Source organism: Spirillospora sp. NPDC052269 (assembly GCF_040679435.1).
Taxonomy (GTDB): Bacteria; Actinomycetota; Actinomycetes; order Streptosporangiales; family Streptosporangiaceae; genus Spirillospora.
The window spans coordinates 35,371-52,244 of the sequence record NZ_JBFAUU010000030.1; the positions used below are offsets into that span (position 1 = coordinate 35,371).

19 protein-coding genes are annotated in these 16,874 nt (G+C 69.5%); 5 read left to right on the plus strand and 14 right to left on the minus strand.

Annotated elements, in window-relative coordinates; all coding sequences use genetic code 11:
• Nucleotides 1-518 precede the first annotated feature (518 nt).
• From AB0L06_RS40695 to AB0L06_RS40720, 6 genes are all read right to left on the minus strand, one after another.
• A complete protein-coding gene (locus AB0L06_RS40695) occupies nucleotides 519-983 on the minus strand; it encodes a hypothetical protein (RefSeq protein WP_500236787.1) in 465 nt (154 codons plus the stop codon).
• Between the two features lie 20 nt (nucleotides 984-1,003).
• A complete protein-coding gene (locus AB0L06_RS40700; RefSeq protein WP_500236789.1) occupies nucleotides 1,004-1,540 on the minus strand; it encodes a barstar family protein in 537 nt (178 codons plus the stop codon).
• Nucleotides 1,537-1,938 carry a recombinase family protein gene (locus tag AB0L06_RS40705; RefSeq protein WP_500236791.1) on the minus strand — a complete coding sequence of 134 codons (402 nt, stop codon included), beginning with the start codon at nucleotides 1,936-1,938 and terminating at the stop codon, nucleotides 1,537-1,539. Before AB0L06_RS40705 ends, AB0L06_RS40700 begins: the two co-directional genes overlap by 4 nt.
• Entirely contained in the window at nucleotides 1,889-2,125 is a 237-nt protein-coding gene (locus AB0L06_RS40710; RefSeq protein WP_500236793.1) for a hypothetical protein, read from the minus strand. The genes AB0L06_RS40705 and AB0L06_RS40710 overlap by 50 nt, the downstream gene beginning before the upstream one ends.
• Nucleotides 2,126-2,983: 858 nt before the next feature.
• A complete protein-coding gene (locus AB0L06_RS40715) occupies nucleotides 2,984-3,544 on the minus strand; it encodes a hypothetical protein (RefSeq protein WP_500236795.1) in 561 nt (186 codons plus the stop codon).
• A 230-nt stretch (nucleotides 3,545-3,774) separates the two neighbouring features.
• Entirely contained in the window at nucleotides 3,775-3,897 is a 123-nt protein-coding gene (locus AB0L06_RS40720; RefSeq protein ID WP_500236796.1) for a hypothetical protein, read from the minus strand.
• Nucleotides 3,898-4,089: 192 nt separating this feature from the next.
• Here AB0L06_RS40720 and AB0L06_RS40725 point away from each other — a divergent pair, with 192 nt between their 5' ends.
• Nucleotides 4,090-4,722 (plus strand): FMN-dependent NADH-azoreductase, encoded by a 633-nt coding sequence (locus AB0L06_RS40725; RefSeq protein WP_500236797.1) that lies wholly within the window; start codon nucleotides 4,090-4,092, stop codon nucleotides 4,720-4,722.
• Between the two features lie 519 nt (nucleotides 4,723-5,241).
• On the opposite strand, the gene AB0L06_RS40730 is transcribed toward AB0L06_RS40725, so the two are convergent.
• Genes AB0L06_RS40730 through AB0L06_RS40740 form a run of 3 tightly spaced genes read right to left on the minus strand, consistent with a single transcriptional unit; the run spans nucleotide 5,242 to nucleotide 7,428 of the window.
• Nucleotides 5,242-6,450 (minus strand): RNA polymerase sigma factor, encoded by a 1,209-nt coding sequence (locus AB0L06_RS40730; protein ID WP_500236799.1) that lies wholly within the window; start codon nucleotides 6,448-6,450, stop codon nucleotides 5,242-5,244.
• Nucleotides 6,447-6,770, minus strand: coding sequence for a YciI family protein (locus tag AB0L06_RS40735; RefSeq protein ID WP_500236800.1), 324 nt, complete (start codon nucleotides 6,768-6,770; stop codon nucleotides 6,447-6,449). Before AB0L06_RS40735 ends, AB0L06_RS40730 begins: the two co-directional genes overlap by 4 nt.
• A gap of 46 nt (nucleotides 6,771-6,816) precedes the next feature.
• Nucleotides 6,817-7,428, minus strand: a complete 612-nt coding sequence (locus AB0L06_RS40740) for a dihydrofolate reductase family protein (protein ID WP_500236803.1) — start codon at nucleotides 7,426-7,428, stop codon at nucleotides 6,817-6,819.
• 407 nt (nucleotides 7,429-7,835) lie between these two features.
• On the opposite strand from AB0L06_RS40740, the gene AB0L06_RS40745 reads away from it, so the two are divergent.
• Both AB0L06_RS40745 and AB0L06_RS40750 read left to right on the plus strand, forming a co-directional pair.
• On the plus strand, nucleotides 7,836-8,345 hold the full coding sequence (locus tag AB0L06_RS40745) for a hypothetical protein (protein WP_500236804.1): 510 nt from the start codon (nucleotides 7,836-7,838) through the stop codon (nucleotides 8,343-8,345).
• Nucleotides 8,346-8,436: 91 nt separating this feature from the next.
• On the plus strand, nucleotides 8,437-9,369 hold the full coding sequence (locus tag AB0L06_RS40750) for an NAD-dependent epimerase/dehydratase family protein (protein WP_500236806.1): 933 nt from the start codon (nucleotides 8,437-8,439) through the stop codon (nucleotides 9,367-9,369).
• A gap of 221 nt (nucleotides 9,370-9,590) precedes the next feature.
• Here AB0L06_RS40750 and AB0L06_RS40755 read toward each other — a convergent pair whose 3' ends face one another.
• Nucleotides 9,591-10,550, minus strand: a complete 960-nt coding sequence (locus AB0L06_RS40755; protein ID WP_500236809.1) for a LuxR C-terminal-related transcriptional regulator — start codon at nucleotides 10,548-10,550, stop codon at nucleotides 9,591-9,593.
• Between the two features lie 124 nt (nucleotides 10,551-10,674).
• Here AB0L06_RS40755 and AB0L06_RS40760 point away from each other — a divergent pair, with 124 nt between their 5' ends.
• Nucleotides 10,675-11,817, plus strand: coding sequence for a sialidase family protein (locus AB0L06_RS40760; protein ID WP_500236811.1), 1,143 nt, complete (start codon nucleotides 10,675-10,677; stop codon nucleotides 11,815-11,817).
• A gap of 127 nt (nucleotides 11,818-11,944) precedes the next feature.
• On the opposite strand, the gene AB0L06_RS40765 is transcribed toward AB0L06_RS40760, so the two are convergent.
• From AB0L06_RS40765 to AB0L06_RS40780, 4 genes are all read right to left on the minus strand, one after another.
• Entirely contained in the window at nucleotides 11,945-12,529 is a 585-nt protein-coding gene (locus AB0L06_RS40765; protein WP_500236813.1) for a tetratricopeptide repeat protein, read from the minus strand.
• A gap of 429 nt (nucleotides 12,530-12,958) precedes the next feature.
• The gene (locus AB0L06_RS40770; protein WP_500236815.1) at nucleotides 12,959-13,699 is read right to left on the minus strand and encodes an alpha/beta hydrolase; all 741 of its coding nucleotides are present in this window, start codon (nucleotides 13,697-13,699) and stop codon (nucleotides 12,959-12,961) included.
• A gap of 215 nt (nucleotides 13,700-13,914) precedes the next feature.
• On the minus strand, nucleotides 13,915-15,150 hold the full coding sequence (locus AB0L06_RS40775; RefSeq protein ID WP_500236817.1) for an epoxide hydrolase family protein: 1,236 nt from the start codon (nucleotides 15,148-15,150) through the stop codon (nucleotides 13,915-13,917).
• 264 nt (nucleotides 15,151-15,414) lie between these two features.
• Complete coding sequence (locus AB0L06_RS40780; protein ID WP_500236818.1) at nucleotides 15,415-15,828, minus strand: VOC family protein; 414 nt, start codon at nucleotides 15,826-15,828, stop codon at nucleotides 15,415-15,417.
• A 91-nt stretch (nucleotides 15,829-15,919) separates the two neighbouring features.
• Between AB0L06_RS40780 and AB0L06_RS40785 the strand changes: the two genes are divergently transcribed.
• Nucleotides 15,920-16,858, plus strand: coding sequence for a helix-turn-helix transcriptional regulator (locus AB0L06_RS40785; protein ID WP_500236819.1), 939 nt, complete (start codon nucleotides 15,920-15,922; stop codon nucleotides 16,856-16,858).
• Nucleotides 16,859-16,874 lie beyond the last annotated feature (16 nt).

Below are 16,874 nucleotides of genomic sequence, written 5' to 3' on the forward strand. Positions count from 1 at the left end.
GGGCCGTTCTCGCGCATCCACGCTATGCAGACCTGTCGCCCGCGGATGGCTGGGCATTGCGCCCGGCCGGGCGGTGGTCGGACCTCTCATCAGTGTCTCCGACGGCACCCCTCGGGCCCGGTGACACCACCCCCAAGGTCATCCGTTCGACAGGGGGACATGGTCATGCCGGGCCCGGAGGCCAGCGGCCCTCTTGCAGGACCGCAGAAGACACATCGGGTGCTCTGTGAGACCTGCTCGGGCGATTGGGATCTTGTGATCGCGCTCTGCCAGCTCGCGCTGCAGGTGCCGTACAGCGTCCTGGGTACTGGGGGCCTGGATGCCCACTTCTGCGAGCGAGGCTCGGTGCAGGTCACGGATGAACACGGGGTCGGAGCGCCGGTTCAGGCCGGCCAGTTCCCGTAGGGAGGTGAGTCGATTCCCCGGCCGAGCGTCTGGACGGCCCCTCCGGAAGGTCTTCGGTGAACAGTCGTCCGGCGGAGCGCCACAGGGCCACGTCGTGGAGAACATCCACCAGATCAGTCCTCCTGTTCCTCGATAGCGGCGATGTCGAGAAGGAGGGTGGCCAGGGCCTGATCGTACTGCGCTTGGTCGAACAGGAACGGCCCGAATGCCGTGTAGTCGCGGGCCGGGCGATGAACCTGCTCGAAGTCGTTCCACACCACCAGGTTCCCGGTCGACGTGATCTGAGTCGTCAGCGGCCGGCAGCCGACCTCGCCGCACTCGCAGGCCAGCACGGCCGTCTTGGGCCCGAGCCCAGGGGTCTCCTTTCCCAGGAAGTACTCATCGAGCGGCCCGTATCGGTAGAACGTGGGGATCAGGCCACCGTAGGCTCCGTCGGCCGGCCGCATTCTTAAGCCGGTCTCGAACTGGTCGATCAGCTCGAGCAGCGACCAGCCGTCGAAGATGGGCACCACCTCGTGGACCCGCCGTTCAGGCCGCTGCCGGACGGCGAATTCGATGGTGTGCAGGCCTCCGTCCATGCTGCTGGCCCCACGCGCCGTCATTGGGTCCGCCGCTTGGAGTCGAGACTTTCGGCGTCGTTCCACGTGACGGGCATCGCTCCTACCGGGTCGAACCGGGTGTTGGGGTCGCCGGTCTGAACCAGGCAGCACATGCGGTGCCCGAGCAGGGCGGCGCCTCGGGCCTGGTCGGCGATGATGTCCAGGACGACTTGGGCGGTACGCGGGAAGCGCGCGGTGAACTGGTCGTAGCCGGTGAAGGCGAAGACCAAACCCGTGGCATCCCGGCGGGCGCCGTACTCGAAGGAGGCGACGTCGCCGAGGCAGTCGTTGAGGGCGTCCAGGCTCCGGCCGTAGTAGTCCGGGAAGTCCAGCGCCTTGGCGATCGCCATGTGCATGTCCTGCTCCCGTTCCCAGGCGGAGGCGTCCAGGCGCACCACCTGATAGCCATGATCAAGGAGCCAGTCGATCGCTTCCTCCAGCAAGGCCTGACGCCAGAACAGGCGGACGAAGGAGGCGGCCATGAGCCGGAAGGCGACGTCTTGCGACAGATCCTGGTCCGGGTCGAACGCGCTCACGTCCGGTCCCCAACGCTCGCAGCGGCCCGGCCATGGACCCTGTACACCGTCGCCCGCCTGACGGAGAACACCTCCATGAGCTCGGCGATGGCGTAGTCGCCGGTGGCGTGCATCCGTACCAGTTCGGCCTGCTTCCGTGCGGTGAGTTTGGGTGCGCAGCCTTTGAGTTTGCTGCGGGAGCGGGCGATGGCCATGCCCTCGCGGGTGCGCATCTTGAGCAGGTCGGCCTCGAACTCGACGAGCACGGCCAGCATGTTGAAGGACCTCTTGCTCATGGGGTCGGCCGGGTCGTGGATGCTGCCGCCCAGCGACGGCCGGACGCCACGCTTGACGAGGGTGTCGCCGACGTCACGGGCGTCGGGCATCGACCGAGCCGGCCGGTCCAGCTTGGGCACCACCAGGGTGTCGCCGCCGCGGATGGCCGCCAGGGCCTGAGCGAGGCCGGGCCGTTCCCGAGGTGCCGGTGAGTCCCTTGCCGAGGTAGGTGCGATCCTCGGGGACGCCGAGGCCGGTGAGGATCTCGGCCTGCGCGGTCAGGCCCTGCAGCACGGTCGAGCACCGGGTGTAGCCGATCAGTTCTCCCACCCGCCGACCGTACTGCTACGCCCCCTCACCGGACACATTCGCGGACCACCTAATTGAGACGGCATCACCGCAGGTCGCGATCTCACGCAGCTCGCCATCCGCGTTCCGGGCATATGGCAGCCATCGTCGACAGCGTGATCGATCGCTGCCGCTGGGCCGGGCACGTGTTGACCACTGTGACCGAGCTACGCGAGCGTGGCGTGAAGTCATCAGCCTGGCCGAGAACTTCGACCTGGATGCCAAGGAAGGCCGGTCCATGTTCGCGGTCCTGGCGGCGGCCGCCGAGTACGAGCTGGACCTGCTGCGCGATCTGGTGGACCAGGCGCGTCGGTGACCGAGGCGGCCCACCGCCTGAAGATCGACGGGTCCACCGCCTACGCCGCGCTTGCCGCTGCTTCGGAACGGAGCCGACGATGACCACCTCCTCCACTGGCCATGGCGAGCTCGGTTCCCGGGACGCTCATGGTGTACGGGCTGGTCAGAAGCGAAGGCGAGCGGGTGCGTTGGATCACCCCCCGGGGTCGTGCATGACACCGCTGGAAGTCGATGATGTCGTGCGCGTACGCCTATCCCGTGACAACAGCGACCGCGTAGCCGTGACCTACCCCCAGAGTCACTTTGGGGGTAGGTCACGTTCGGGAGAAGACCGGCGAACGCCCCGGCGGCGCGGCGCGTGATGAAGCATTGGTGCGGCAGCCGGAATCCGGACGCGAGCGGTGTGCACGCTGCCGGGACGACGAGCGCGGCGGCCGTTGCGGCGGCGACGGCCAGGGGCGGCGCATGGCGGGACCTTGCTGATCGGGGTGTTCGCCGAGTGGTTGCTCACTCGGGTGGTCGTTGGGTGATGGACCCTTGAACTCAGCGAGGGGCGAGGGTCTTGCAGAGGTCCTCGGGATGCCCGCTGAGGTACAGGAAAGACTTGGTGGTGTGCCCGTTGACGGTTGCCGACCGGATGGCCGCGTAGTCTTTTTTGCCGATGATGTAGAGGTGGTTCGGCGGGTTGTCGCCCTTGTAGAAGATCTCCGCGATCTCGTTGCCGGTCAGGATGTGCGAGATCGAGTCGGGGTAGCTGAACGTCGCGTTGCCGCCGATCCAACGGGTAACCGTCTTGCCCGTCCACACGTTGCGCGCCCGGATGTTCAGCGGCCCGTAGCCGACGTCGTACACCGGCTGGCCCGCGTCGTTGGTCCACGACTCGATCGTCACGTCGCTGATCGGGGAGTCGAAATGGACGGGGAACGGACACACGTCCCCGGCCGCGAGGTCCACGGGCCCATAGACCGGGTGCGAGATGACCGGGCCATTGAAACCCCCGCCGGTAGCCGCGCGCTTCACCGCGTGTCCGCCCGTCGTCGCGTGGCCACCTGCCGTCGCCGGTGCGGACGCCGTCGCCACCAGTCCCACCGCCGTCGCCGCCACGACCAGCCAGGATCTGCGCCGCATATGCCACCTCCGCGTTGAGAGAACCCCATACCCACGCAAACCATCCCCTGCCACGCAATTGCCATGTCAGCGAACGGCGGCCGGTTCGCGCCGCGCCGCGCGCCAGGGCCGCGCGGTCAGAGTGGGAGGCGCTGCTGCCGCGGCCGCCGGCCGCCTTTCACCATCTCGCGGGCCCAGCAGCAAGGCGGCAGGGCCCGACCGGTGGGCTACGCCTCGGCACCGGGCTCGTGGAAGGGGCGCAGGCCCGTCTTGGGGTCGGCGTGGGTGAAGGCGTAGCGGCCCGGGAAGTCGATGTGCTCGTGAGCGATGGGTGAGAGCCGGGCGTACATGGCGTCGGTGGCGGGGAGGCCGTCCGCGCGGATCTGTTTGACGGCGGCGTCCAGGTAGGGGGGCCACCTCGCTGAGCGCCAGGCTGAGCGCGCTGGGGTGTGAGGCCGGTCTCGTTGCCTGACGTTTCCGGGGGCTGGGGTGTCGAACCGGATGAGTCCAGAACAAACGTCCTGACCACTTGGGGAGTCACCATGAGCCTGTTCCGACTTGATGCCAGCATCCTTCCCGGCAGCTCGGCCAGCGCCGAACTCGCCGACATCGTGGAAGCCGAATGGATCGCCGCCCACCCGGACGCGCCGGTGGTGCGCCGCCATCTGGGCACCGATCCGCTTCCGGCCGACGCCTGGGCACTGGCACACACGGGCGCGTTGACACCCGAGCCCGACCGCTCGCCCGCCCAGCGCGACGCGCGGAAGCTCGCCGAGTCGCTCGCCGCGGAACTGGAGGCCGCCGAGACCGTGATCCTGGCCGTGCCGCTGTACAACTTCGGTGTCTCCCAGCACTTCAAGACCTGGGTCGACCTGGTCATCTCCGGGGCGCCCCTGGGCAGCCCGGTACTCAAGGGCAAGCCGACCGTGCTCGCCACCGTGCGAGGCGGCGGCTACGCCCCCGGCACCCCGCGCGAGGGCTGGGACCACTCCACGCCCTACCTCAGGCGCATCCTCGCCGACGTGTGGCAGGCCGACCTCACCATCGTCGAACGCGAGCTCACCCTCGCCGCCACCAGTCCCGGCATGGAACACCTTCGCGACCTCGCCGCCGATCTCCACGTCCAAGCCCTGAGCGTGGCCCGCGACGCCGCTCGAGCGACCGCGGCCAAGTGACCACCTCCTGCGGTCTCCCCGCCCCCTCGGATTTCGCCCCGGCCGCGTGAGGAGGCCGCTGTCGAGGGCGGGCCCGGCGGCCGAGTCAGACCGTCCAGGTCACGTGAAGGGGCATCCAGAGCAGGCCGTCGAGAGCGGCGGGGGAGCGCCACGAGGATCACGCCGAGGCGGCGGGCGATCTCGGCGAGCTGCCGAGCGAGCTGGGACGGCCTTGGATACCCAGCCGAGGTGGTCGAGCGTCATGCCGGAGTTCAGCAGGACGAGCACCAGTCGGGCGTCCTGGCGGCTGAGTACGAACTCGAGCTGCGCGCCGAACGCCAGGCCGACGGGATCGCCGCCGCCCAGCGCGGCTGGCCGCGTGCATCATGTTGCTCGACAAGAAACACATCGGCCGGCCCGCCGTCATCGGCTCCTCCGAACTCGATGCGAAACGCATCAGCAGGATGCGTCGGGGCGGCCCCTGCTGTGCGAGGTTGGTCGAGATGCGTGGGCGCTACCGCAGTTGGTCGCGGCGGTGTGTCAGGTAGGCGGTCTCGGCGGTGTTGCCCGCCCCAGTTCGATGGCCTTGTCGTAGGCCGCGCGTGACTGCTGACTTCGGCCCAGCCGGCGCAGCAGGTCGGCGCGGGTGGCATGGTAGGCGTGATAGCCGGCCAGCGTGCCCTCAAGCCCGTCGACGGCTGCCAGCGCCACGTCCGGGCCGTCGAGTTCGGCGACCGCGATGGCCCGGTTCAGGACGGTGATCGGAGAGGGATCGAGGCGGACGAGCTGGTCGTAGAGGGCGAGGACCTGTGACCAGTCGGTGTCGCGGATGTCGCGGGCGGAGGTGTGCACGGCGTTGATCGCGGCGAGGATCTGGTAGCGCCCCGGAGCGACCCCGGCGGCGGCAGCGGCGAGGCGCTCGCGCACCAGCCGGTGCCCCTCGGCGATCAGCGTCGCGTCCCAGGCACCACGGTCCTGTTCGCCCAAGGGGACCAGTGCGTCGCCGGCCGAGACCCGAGCGGTGCGGCGGGCCTCGGTGAGCAGCATTAGCGCCAGCAGCCCGGCCACCTCACCGTCGTCCGGCAGGAGGGCACGGATCAGGCGGGTGAGCCGGATCGCCTCAGTGGTCAGGTCGTGACGTACCGGATCGGTGCCGGGGCCGGTCGCCAGGTAACCCTCGTTGAACACCAGGAACAGGACGGCGAGCACGCCGGACACGCGCGCCGGCAGGTCCTCCACGGACGGCACCCGATACGGGATGCGGGCCGCCTTGATCTTGGTCTTCGCGCGGGTGATCCGCCGCTCCACGGCGGTCTCCTGCGCCAGGAAGGCGCGGGCGATCTCGGGCACGGTCAGACCGCCGACCATGCGCAGCGTCAGCGCCACGCGGGTCTGCATCGCCAGAGCCGGATGGCAGCAGGTGAAGATCAGTCGGAGCCGGTCGTCGTCGATGGCGCCGACAGGCTCGGGCGGGTCGTCGTACACCAGCCGAGCCTCCCTGTGCTTGTCGTCGCGCTTGCTCTCGCGGCGGATCCGGTCGATGGCCTTGCGGTTGGCGGTGGTGGTCAGCCAGGCGCCCGGGTTGGGAGGGACACCGTAGGCCGACCACCACTCGACGGCGGTCGCGAACGCCTCGGCAGCCGCCTCCTCGGCGATGCCGAGGTCACCGAAACGCCTGGTCAGGGAGGCGACCACCCGCGCCCACTCGTCGCGGTGGGCCCGGGTGATCGCCTCCTCGACGCCGCTCACCGGAACGGCCGCACCTCGATCTTCCGATCGCAGACCTTCGAGGCCTCGGCGGCGAGCTTGAGCGCCACGTCCAGGTCGGGGGCCTCCCACACCCAGAAGCCCGCGAGGTACTCCTTCGACTCCACGAAAGGCCCGTCGCTGAACACCGCATGCTCGCCCCGGTTGTCGACGACCGTGGCCGCGTCGGTGTCCGCGAGTCCGCCCGCGAAGACCCAGTGGCCCTCGGCGATCAATCGTTCGTTGAACACGCTGATGGCAGGCTGCCTGTCCGTGCTGCCGGGGTCGCTCTTGTCATCGATCACGGATACGAGGTACTGCATCTGAAGATCATCTCCTGTGGATGTCGAGCCGGCGTGGTCGGCGACCTCAAGCCGTCGTGTACCGCGGGCGCCCGGCCGGCCGGTAGACCTGGGTCGACACACCCTTTGAGTCGACCCGCGACTCGACCAGGTCGAGCGCGAGATCCGGACCGGCCTCCGGGAACAGTCTCGCTCCCTGGCCGAGGATCACCGGGATCACGATCAGAGTCATCTCGTCGACCAGATCGTTCTCCAGCAACCACCGGGTCAAGGCGCCACTGCCGTGCACCTGCAGTTCGCCACCGGGCTTGGCCTTCAGCTCGCCGATGGCCGCCACGAGGTCACCGTGGAGAACGCTCGTGTCCTCCCAGCGCGGCGCGGTGAGTGTGGTAGAGGCGACGTACTTGGGGGCCTCGTTCAAGGCCACGCCGATGGGGTGTGCGCGCATCTGGTCGATCGCCCCCCAGGAGCCGGCGAACAACTCGTAGGTACGCCGGCCGAACAGGAACGCCTCGGCGCGCTGGTAGGTCTGCGTGATGAACACCCTGGTCTCGTCGTCGCCCTTCCCTCGGGCCCATCCACCGCGTTCGAATCCGTTCCTGCGGTCCTCGTCGGAGGCCTCGCCGTTTCCCTGCATCACTCCATCGATGGTGACCTGGGTCATGGTCGTCAGCTTCATGCTCGCGGTTCCCTGCCTTGGCGCCGCCCCTTGTGGACGGCCTCACCCCTGCTACGAACACCACCGCCCCAACCCGACACCACCCCCGGGACTTCTTGGAAGAACTTTCGGTACGCCGGTCGCCCGCACTCCGACGGCACCAGGACATCGGCCGCAACCGAGGCCACCCGGTCCGCCTCACCATCCCGTGCACCAGAGTGCCGCCCCGGACGCTGGGCCGGAACTCCAGCAAGGTGACTCCGTCAGGGACGCGCCTGCTATATGTGGATCTCCCCGCATGTCGTATCCGGTCGATTCTGTGAGCGTCCCTTTTGTCTGAGCCCGCAGCCGTCCAGTCAACTCCGCACGTTCCCCGGCATGGCCGTAGGAGCTGGCGGCAGTTGTTGTCGCATGGTGTTCCTGAGCTGGTGAAGGATCTGCCGGACGCCGATCGCCTCATGGTCGTGCAGGCGGTTCGCAGGGGCGCTCTTCCGATCGAGGACAGGCTGGACGAACCGGCGATGGCATGGATCGCCCACCAGAGGCGAGGCGGATCCTTGGGAGTCCGTGAGTGGTTCGCCCCTGGCCTGATCATTGCCGTTTCGCTCTCCGCTTTTGTCCTGGACAAGGACCTGGCGTTCGAGGTCGAGACGATCGGCGTTGGTCTGGGACTGGTGGGGCTCGGCTTGGCCGCGCGACGGCATGTCCGGCTTCGGTGGCTGGCGGCTCAGATCCGCGCGCGGGTCGGGCAGGAAGACCCGAACGAGCCGGACGATTCTCATACGGCCGACAGGCCGGTTTCCCGGTCGGCGCTGCGGTGGAGTGAACGCCTGCGGCCCTGGCGTGCTCTGATCGTGATGCTGGCCGGAGTCCTGCTGATCGCGTTCGGGGCGTCAGTGGCGATCGGGCTGCCAACTGTGTGGGGCGCTCGCTGGTGATGTGACCTGAATCACGGCCGGATCTTGTCAGGGATCGGCGGGCCGTCCGGTTCAGGTAGCGAATCCGAACCGGACGGCAAGGGAGTCGATGATGAGAATCCTGGTAGCGGGAGCGACCGGAGCGATCGGCAAGGAGCTGCTTCCGCGTCTGACCAAGGCGGGGCACGAGGTGTTCGCGATGGTCCGCAGTGAATCCAGCAAGGCCCAGGCGGCGGCGCTCGGCGCGGTGCCGGTCATCGCCGACGCGCTCGATCGCGCCCAGGTCGAGGCGGCCGTGCGCGAGGCCGCCCCGGAGGTGATCATCAATCAGCTGACCGCCATCGGGCACGTCGACACCCGCAAGTTCGAGCAGAGCTTCGCCGCCACCAACCGGCTGCGGACCGAGGGCAACGACAACCTCCTGGCGGCCGCGCGCGCCACCGGGGGAGTCCGGCGGTTCATCGCCCAGAGCGTCGGCGCGTTCACCTACGCCCGGACGGGCGGACCGGTCAAGACCGAGCAGGACCCCTTCGACCGCTCACCGATCGGTGCCGCGATGATCGCCGCGGTCGAGCACTTGGAGAAGGCCGTCCTGGGCGCCAAGTGGACCGAAGGGATCGTGCTGCGTTACGGCGCGTTCTACGGACCGGGGACGTCCATGGCGCCGGGTTCCGATCAGCTCGAGATGATTCGCAAGCGCAAGTTCCCGGTCGTCGGTGATGGCGGTGGGGTGTGGTCGTTCATCCACGTCGCCGACGCCGCTGAGGCCACGGTCGCAGCGGTGGAGAACGGCGGCCGGGGCGCCTACAACATCGTCGACGACGACCCCGCGGCGGTCGCCGAATGGCTGCCCGCGCTGGCGGAGATGCTGGGTGCCAAGAAGCCGATGCGCGTCCCGCGGTTCGTCGGACGACTGGCCGCCGGAACGGCCGGCGTCGTCCTCATGACCGAACTGCGCGGCGCGTCCAACGCCAAGGCCAAGGCCGAGCTCGGCTGGCACCCGACGCACCCCACCTGGCGTCAAGGCTTTCAGGTTGCGGCGTGACCAGCTGAGCATTGTTCGTCCCGCCTTGGTAGGTGTTCAGGGAGCCGAACGACTGTCGAAGGCGATCGTCCGGCAAGGGCGGCTGCCCTTCGACCGCGCCCGCCAGCAGCCGCGGCCGATCTGGCGACCCCGACGCGGGCTCGGGAACGTGCGACGACCCGGGTCCCCGGGCCGGAGCGGACGTCGACCTTGCCATGCGCATCGAGGTCGGCGGGGCCGGGTCAGGGGTTGTCGTTGAGGTGGCGGGCGGCCTGGAGGCCCGCCTGGAAGCGGGTGCGGGCGCCGAGGCGTTGCATCAGGTCGCTGACCCGGCGGTTGAGGGTCCGGACGCTGATGCCGAGCTGCCGAGCTGCCGCGTCGTCCTTCAGGCCCGCGGCCAGCAGGGTGAGCAGCTGCCGATCGAGGTCGGTCTCGACCGGGGCGTCCTGGCCGGGGAGGGGAATCGAGCTGGCCCAGAGCAGTTCGAACAGGCGGACCAGAGCGTCCAGCAGGTTACCGGCGTGGATGACGAACGCGCTGTCCACCATCTCCCGCTCGTCGCTGCTGAACGGCAGGATCGCGGTCGCCCCGTCGGCGATGGCGAGCTTGAGCGGGATGTCCACGTGCACCCGCGCCTCCTCGCCGGCCGCGATGGTCTGCCTGAACGCCTCGAACGCGCCCGGGACCTCCAGCGCCTCCGGGGCGTACAGGCCGCGCACCCGCACGCCGCGCGCGAGCATCTCCAGCTCCGCCTCGTTGGGCTCGGTGGGCTCCTGCGCGTACGGCGGACGGTCCAGGACGAGCACCTCGTGCCAGGCCGCCCGTTGGAGCCGGTCGAACCGCGCGGCGACCGAGTCCCGTCCGAACAGGATCTCCACCTGCTCCTCGGGACGGTGCCTGGCGTCGACGGGCAACTCGGCGAGCAGCGCGCGGGCCGTCGCACGGGCACTGGTCACGCGATCCTGCCAGCGGGTGGCCAGCATCTCGACCGCCGCGTCCGGCCGCGCGGCGGCGAGCCGGACTGGTGTGCCGGGAAGCCGGTTGACCAGGCCGAGCTCCTCGAGCCGGTCCAGCGCGGGACCGAGCTCGGCGGCGGCGAGGCCGGTCCGCACGGCCAGCTCCCCGCGGGTGAGCGCCGAGTGGCGCAGCAGCAGCCGGTAGATCCCCTCGTCGGCCTTCGCCACCCCGAACGCCTCCAGCATGGCGCGTTCCTCCCCAGGTTGACGTGTACTCGCCGTGGCGGCGGTCCGCCAACCAAGATCGTAGACGGGGCCCCGCGTGATCACGTTACCTCTCCTGTGACACCCCTGAACTGGAGGAGCTCACGTGAAGTCCCTCGTGACACTCATCGCAACGGCCGGCCTCGGCCTGTCCCTATTCCCCGGCACCGCCGGAGCCGCCGACGCCGGGTCCTCGTGGCAGCGGCCGGGCTGCAAGACGGTCGGGGGTGACGGGTCCGTCTCCTACACCCGCAACGACGGCCGGACCGTCGCCCCGACGGCGAACGTCATGCGCCCGACGAAGCTCGTGTTGGGTCTGGAGGCGCTCGCGCGTCCGAACCAGATGCTCTCCGTCGACGACCGCGGCCAGGTGGCACGGTCCACCGACGCCGGATGCTCCTGGCGCCCGCTCGCCTCGCTGTCGGGCGTGGACGGCGCCTGGTCGATCAGTCCCGCGGCCGACGGGACGGCCTACGTGTGGAGCTTCTCCGGCGACCGCGTCTACCACGTGGACGGGACGAACGTGTCCGAGGGCCCGGCGTTCGAGAAGACGCGGGGCGGCCTGATCGCCCTCACGGCCGACCAGCGGAAGCCGTCGCACCTGCGCGCCGTCACCGAGCAGGGGCTGGTGCTCGACTCCCAGGACTCGGGGGAGTCGTTCCGTTCCATCGGCGACGTCCCGGTCGAGCAGGCCGGGGACGACGTCTCCCTCTACGACGCGAAGATCGCGCCGTCCGACCCCGACAGCATCGTGGTCGGCAGCTCCAGTGTGGGCGCCTTCACCAGCTCCGACGCCGGGAAGACCTGGCGCCGCACCCGGATCGGGCAGGCCGGTGACCAGGTCAACGGCTTCGTCGTCGCGATGTCGCCGATCGACCCGCGGATCGTCTACCTCAAGGGGCTGAACGTCACCGAGTTGGACCGCAACGGTCCTGGCCGGGGACACCACCTGTACCGGTCCACCGACGGCGGGGCGTCGTTCACCCCGGTGGCCGACCAGGGCGGCGAGGTGGTGATCTACAACGGCGGCATGATCAAGCCCAGCGTGTGGGACCGCGACGTGGTGTACTTCGAGTTCGGCGACCCGGACATCGGGACCTCGCTGTACACCCTCAACACCCGCTCGGGCAAGCTGTCGATCGCCCACGACCCCCACGCCGGCATCAGGTCGATCTCGTTCAACCCGGGCGCCCGCGACGTCCTGTACCTCGGCTTCGTCGCGCTGTCCGAGGCCCCGGGCTACAACTGATCCGTGCCGCGATCCGTCACGGGCGTCCTCAGCCAGGCTGACCAGCGGAGCTTCGGCGGCCAACGTCTCGCACGTTGGCCGCTCCCGCGTCGTTCCATGGTGTTGGCGAGCACGAGTTCCGCTGAGGCTAGGTGCGCTCGGCCTGTTGTCCGCGGTGCCACTGAACGACTCGGATGGAGTGGTCGTCCACGCCGGGGACCGACGCGATGAGTTCGTCCGCCAGGTCGAGAAAGCGGAGGTACTCGGCCTGGTCGTCGAGGTCGTAGTAGTCGTCGACCAGGGCCACGATGGCCTTGACGAATTCCGGATGCGAACGTCCGTGGGTGTGGAAGCAGATCGCCATGTTCTGCTCGTCGAGGGGAAGCGCGTCGGCCGGGCGGCCGAGCTTCCGGTAGATCCCCGCGGTCTTCGCCTGAGCTTCACCGTGGGTGGGGTGCTTCCCGCCGAACTGCTCCGCGGTGATGGCCTGCACCCGGAGGAAGAACGGAAGAGCCTCCGCGGGTCTGTCGAGATTGGCGTAGGCGGTGCCGAGCATCACCAGGATCGGAAAGAAGTGCCTGCTGTTCGGGCCGAGTAGTTCCTCTCCGGCTCGCAGCGCCTGCTGGAACAGAGGGAGCGCTTCTTCGAGGCGGTTCGCCAGGCAGAGCTCGGTGCCCTCCTCATACGGGAGCCACATGGCGGCCAGCTGCGGATCCCGCTCGGAGTACTTCATCCGCGCTCCTCGTTCTTCCCGGTGAAGCGTGCGCGCGCCGCGGCCAGGTAAGCCGCCCCGGGGGCGTACTCCGGTCGCGGGTCTCCATGGTTCACGAAAGTGCCCATTCGACGGGGAAGATCTAGTTTCCGTTCCATAGGGAAGACCAGCGCGACCGCGTCGCTTTCGAGCTCGGGTCTGCGGGCTTCGCCGTAGGGAATCGGCCTACGATCCGCTGGGAAGCGATCACCAAAGCCTCGATCAACCCCTGTTCACCGTTCCGGCCGAATCGCCGATGCAGAGGGCCACGGCCGGTTCCGTCGTGGTCGGGGCGGTTGTACATCTGCCGGGCACCGCCATCGAGGAGGGACGGACCTGTCCTCGATGGCGGTGGCGTCCTGGTCGGCACTACCTACCTTCTGTTGCCGACCTGACGACGGGGGTGATCGGCTAGCTCAGGTGCCGGGCGAAGAACCGGGCCGCGTCCTCTCCTGCGAACTGCGGAACACCGGTGTGTCCGCCCATGTTGGCGTGCAGTGTCTTCTCCTTGGAGCCGAAGGCGTCGAACAGATCCAGGGACGCCTGCCGGTCGTTCCCTTCGTCATCCCACTGCAGCAGGACGTGCAGCGGAATGGTGACCTGCCGGGCCTCCTCGAGAATGGTGCGAGGCACGAAACTCCCGGCGAAGAAGCCGGCGGCCACGATGCGCGGGTCGACCACCGCAAGCCGGATGCCGATGGAGATCACTCCCCCCGAGTAGCCGACCGGGCCGCCGATCTCGGGCAGCGCCAGGAGGGCGTCCAGAGCGGCCTGCGATTCCGGGACGGCCTTGTCGACGAGCGGGAGGGTGAGGGCGTCGATGATCTCATCGGTGACCGGCTCGCCGGCCTCCATGACCCGGCGCAGGTCGGCGCGGGCCTGCTCGGCGGCGGCCCAACGGGGCCGATCACCGCTCCCGGGGAGCTCGATGGCGGCCGCGGCGAAGCCGTCCGCCGCGCAGTTCCGGGCCCGCGCCACCAGCCGGGGGTACATCTTGTGCAGTCCGAGCGGGGGGTGGCCGAGCAGGATCAGCGGCACCGGTGCGGACGCGGATGCGGATTCGGGCGTCCACAGGATGCCGGGAACGTCGCCGAGGGTGAATTCGCGTTCGAGGACGCCGTCGTCGAGGCGCTGCTCTGAGGTGAATTGCATGGTCGTGCCTTTCGGGAGTGCTCTTGAACGGCGCTCCCGGACGACCTATCGCCCGACCGTGACCTCAGAGAGGAGCACCCATGTCGATACGTTCATGGGTACCACCTCCTTGTTGTCCTTCACGGCCTCCAGAAGGATAGCAGTGGTCATCGTGGCCTGCCAAAAGGGTTTTGCGGGCCCCACTGGAGGTGAGGCCACCGGCATCCGTGGGGCGTTCAGGGGCGGCGGTTGCGGAAGGTGCGGCGCAGGTCGTCCACCCAGGCATCGGGGTTCTCCCAGGGGATGAAGTGGCCGCCGTGGTCGTGGGCGTTGACGTTGACGTGGTTGAACCAGTCGCCCTGCGGGCCGGTCTTGAACGCCTGGACGCGTTCGTCGGCCGTGCGGATGCCGGGCGGGTTCTCGTATGTGACGAAGGTGAGGCCGACCGGGGCCTGCACGACCGGGGTCCGGTCGTGGGCGGGGGCCCACGGGTAACGGTTGGCGTTGGCGTAGTAGCGCATCGACGTGCCGATGGAGTTGTTCGCCCAGTAGATCGTGGCGTGGGTGAGCAGGTCGTCCTTGGTGAAGACGGACTCGACGTCGCCGCCGTTGTCGCTCCAGGCGTTCCAGCGCTCGAGCAGCCAGGCGAGGAGTCCGGCGGGGGAGTCGCTCAGGCCGTGGGCCAGGGTGGCGCCGTCGAGCATGTGCACGGCGAGGTGCGACGCCGAGCGGTGGTCCATCTCGACGATCCGGGCGCGGACGTCGGCGGGCTGGTCGTCGGTGAGAGGCCGGTTCCGGGCGAAGTCCCAGGCCCGGGGGCCGTTGAAGAAGTCGAGCGGCAGCCCGGAGCCGATGTGGATGCCGTACAGCTCGTCGGCGTACTTGTGGCCGAGCTGGCTGGTGACGATCCCGCCGATGTCGCAGCCCCCGGCGGCGTACCTCTCGTATCCCAGGGTCTCGGTCATCAGGGTGTGCCAGAGGTCGGAGACCTTCCAGAAGTTGACGTCCGGAAAGCCGGTGAGCGGCCCGGGGAATCCGAATCCGGGCAGGGACGGCACGATGACGTCGAACGCGTCGGCGGGGTCACCGCCGAACGCGGCCGGGTCGGCGAGCGGGCCGATCACCTTCGACCAGTGCCAGAACGTCCACGGCCAGCCGTGGGTGAGGATCAACGGGATCGGGCGGGGGCCGCGGCCGGGCTCGCGCATGAAGTGCACCGGGACACCGGCGACGTTCACCTGGTAGTGCTCGTGGACGTTGACGGCGGCCTCGGCCTTGCGCCAGTCGTAGCCGTCCCGCCAGTAGGCGACCAGCTCGCGGAGATAGCTGTCGGGAACGCCGTAGGACCAGTCCTCGTTCCCTTCGTCCAGCGGCGGGCGGGTCAACGCGAGGCGGGCGCGCAGGTCATCGAGGACCTCGTCGGACACGTGGATCGGAACGGGCTTCAGAGGGAAGGCGTGCGGGGTGCTCATCGCGTGGGTCCTTTCCTGGACGTGCCGTCGGCCTGCTGGGCGGCGAGCCGCGATGGCCGTCCGCCAGGACTCTCCCGAAACCCGGCCGCTCCCCAGCCCGTCGGGATTTCAAGATCGTATTCCGCCGCCCGCGACCGTCCGCACCCGGACGCTGGACGGCGGCATCCGCCCGGTCGGTCTGGGTTCCAGGTGGGTCAGCGGCCGGCGGTTTGGCCGTCTCGATCGCGGCGTCGTCCAGGAGCAGGGCGTCGTCGGTCATCGCGGTCAGCCCTTCCGGCCCGCGAGGACGTCCATGTAGTGGCGGTTGGCCATGACGCCGAGGATGTTGCCGAACGGGTCGCGCACCGAGGCGGTGACGAACCCGGGGCCGCGCTCGGTCGGCTTCTCGAACGGGGTGGCCCCCATCTGCAGCAACCGCTCCCAGGTCGCCTCCAGGTCGTCGACGGCCCAGTAGACGATCGCCCCGCCGTCCTCGGCGCTCCAGCCGTCCGGAGCGAACCGCGCGTCGATGATGCCGAGCTCGTGCTGGTAGTCGCCCACGCGGAACTCCACGTAGGCCGGGTCGCCCTGCTCGGGCCGCTGGAAGTAGGCCCGCATGCCGAGGAACTCGGCGTACCAGTCGCGGGCGGCGGCGACGTCATGGGCGTGGAAGCTGATGGTGGTGAGTCCGCGGAGCATGTCCTTCTGCCTTCCGTTCGGTGGCTTGTGAGATCGATGCTTCCAGGAAAAGTGCTCATCGAATGAGCACTTTCTCTGGCATCGTCGAAGCATGAGAGCGGATCGTCTGGTGGCCGTCCTGCTGCTGATGCAGTCGCGCGGCCGGGTGACGGCGGCGGAGGTCGCCGCCGAGATGGAGGTTTCGGTCGCCACGGCCCGCCGTGACCTGGAAGCACTGTCGGCCGCGGGCATCCCCGTCTACCCGCAGGCCGGACGCGGCGGCGGCTGGGCACTGCTCGGCGGCGCCCGCACCGACCTGTCCGGCCTCAAGGCTTCCGAGGCCAGGGCGCTGTTCCTGCTCCTCGGCCCGGCCGCCGCGATCGCACCGGAGGCCAAGGCCGCGCTGCGCAAACTCGTGCGCGCCCTGCCGTCGACGTTCCGGCAGGAGGCCGAGGCGGCGGCGGACGCGGTCGTGGTCGATCCGGCCCGCTGGGGCGAACACCGCCGCGCGCGACCCGTGCTCGTCGACCTGCTGGAGGACGCGGTGGTCCGGCGCCGGAAGGCCCGCTTCGCCTACTCCGGGAGGGAACGCGTCGTCGCGCCGTTCGGCCTCGTCGACAAGGACGACACCTGGTACCTGATCGCCGGAACCCCCGACGGGCGGCGGACGTTCCGCGTCGACCGGATCACCGACGCCGAGGTCACGGAGGACCCGGCCGAGCGTCCGGCGGACTTCGACCTCGCCGCGGCCTGGGACGAGGTCGTCACCGCGATGGAGGCGCGGCGCGCCACGACCACCGCCACCGCGACCCTCGACGCCCGCTACCTGCGCGTCCTGCGCGACCGCTTCGGCCGCCACTGCGAGGTGATCTCCCAAGGCGAGCGGGTCCGGGTCACGCTCACCGCCCCGACCGCGTTGGACATCGCCCGCCAGCTCGCAGGCTGGGGTGGCCTCGTCATCGTGGAGGGCCCGCAGGCCGTCCGGGACGAGCTGGCGAAGCTGGCCGCCCAGCTCACCACGCTGTACGGCGGGCCGTCTCAGACCTCGTAGGTCCTCAAGATCCTGG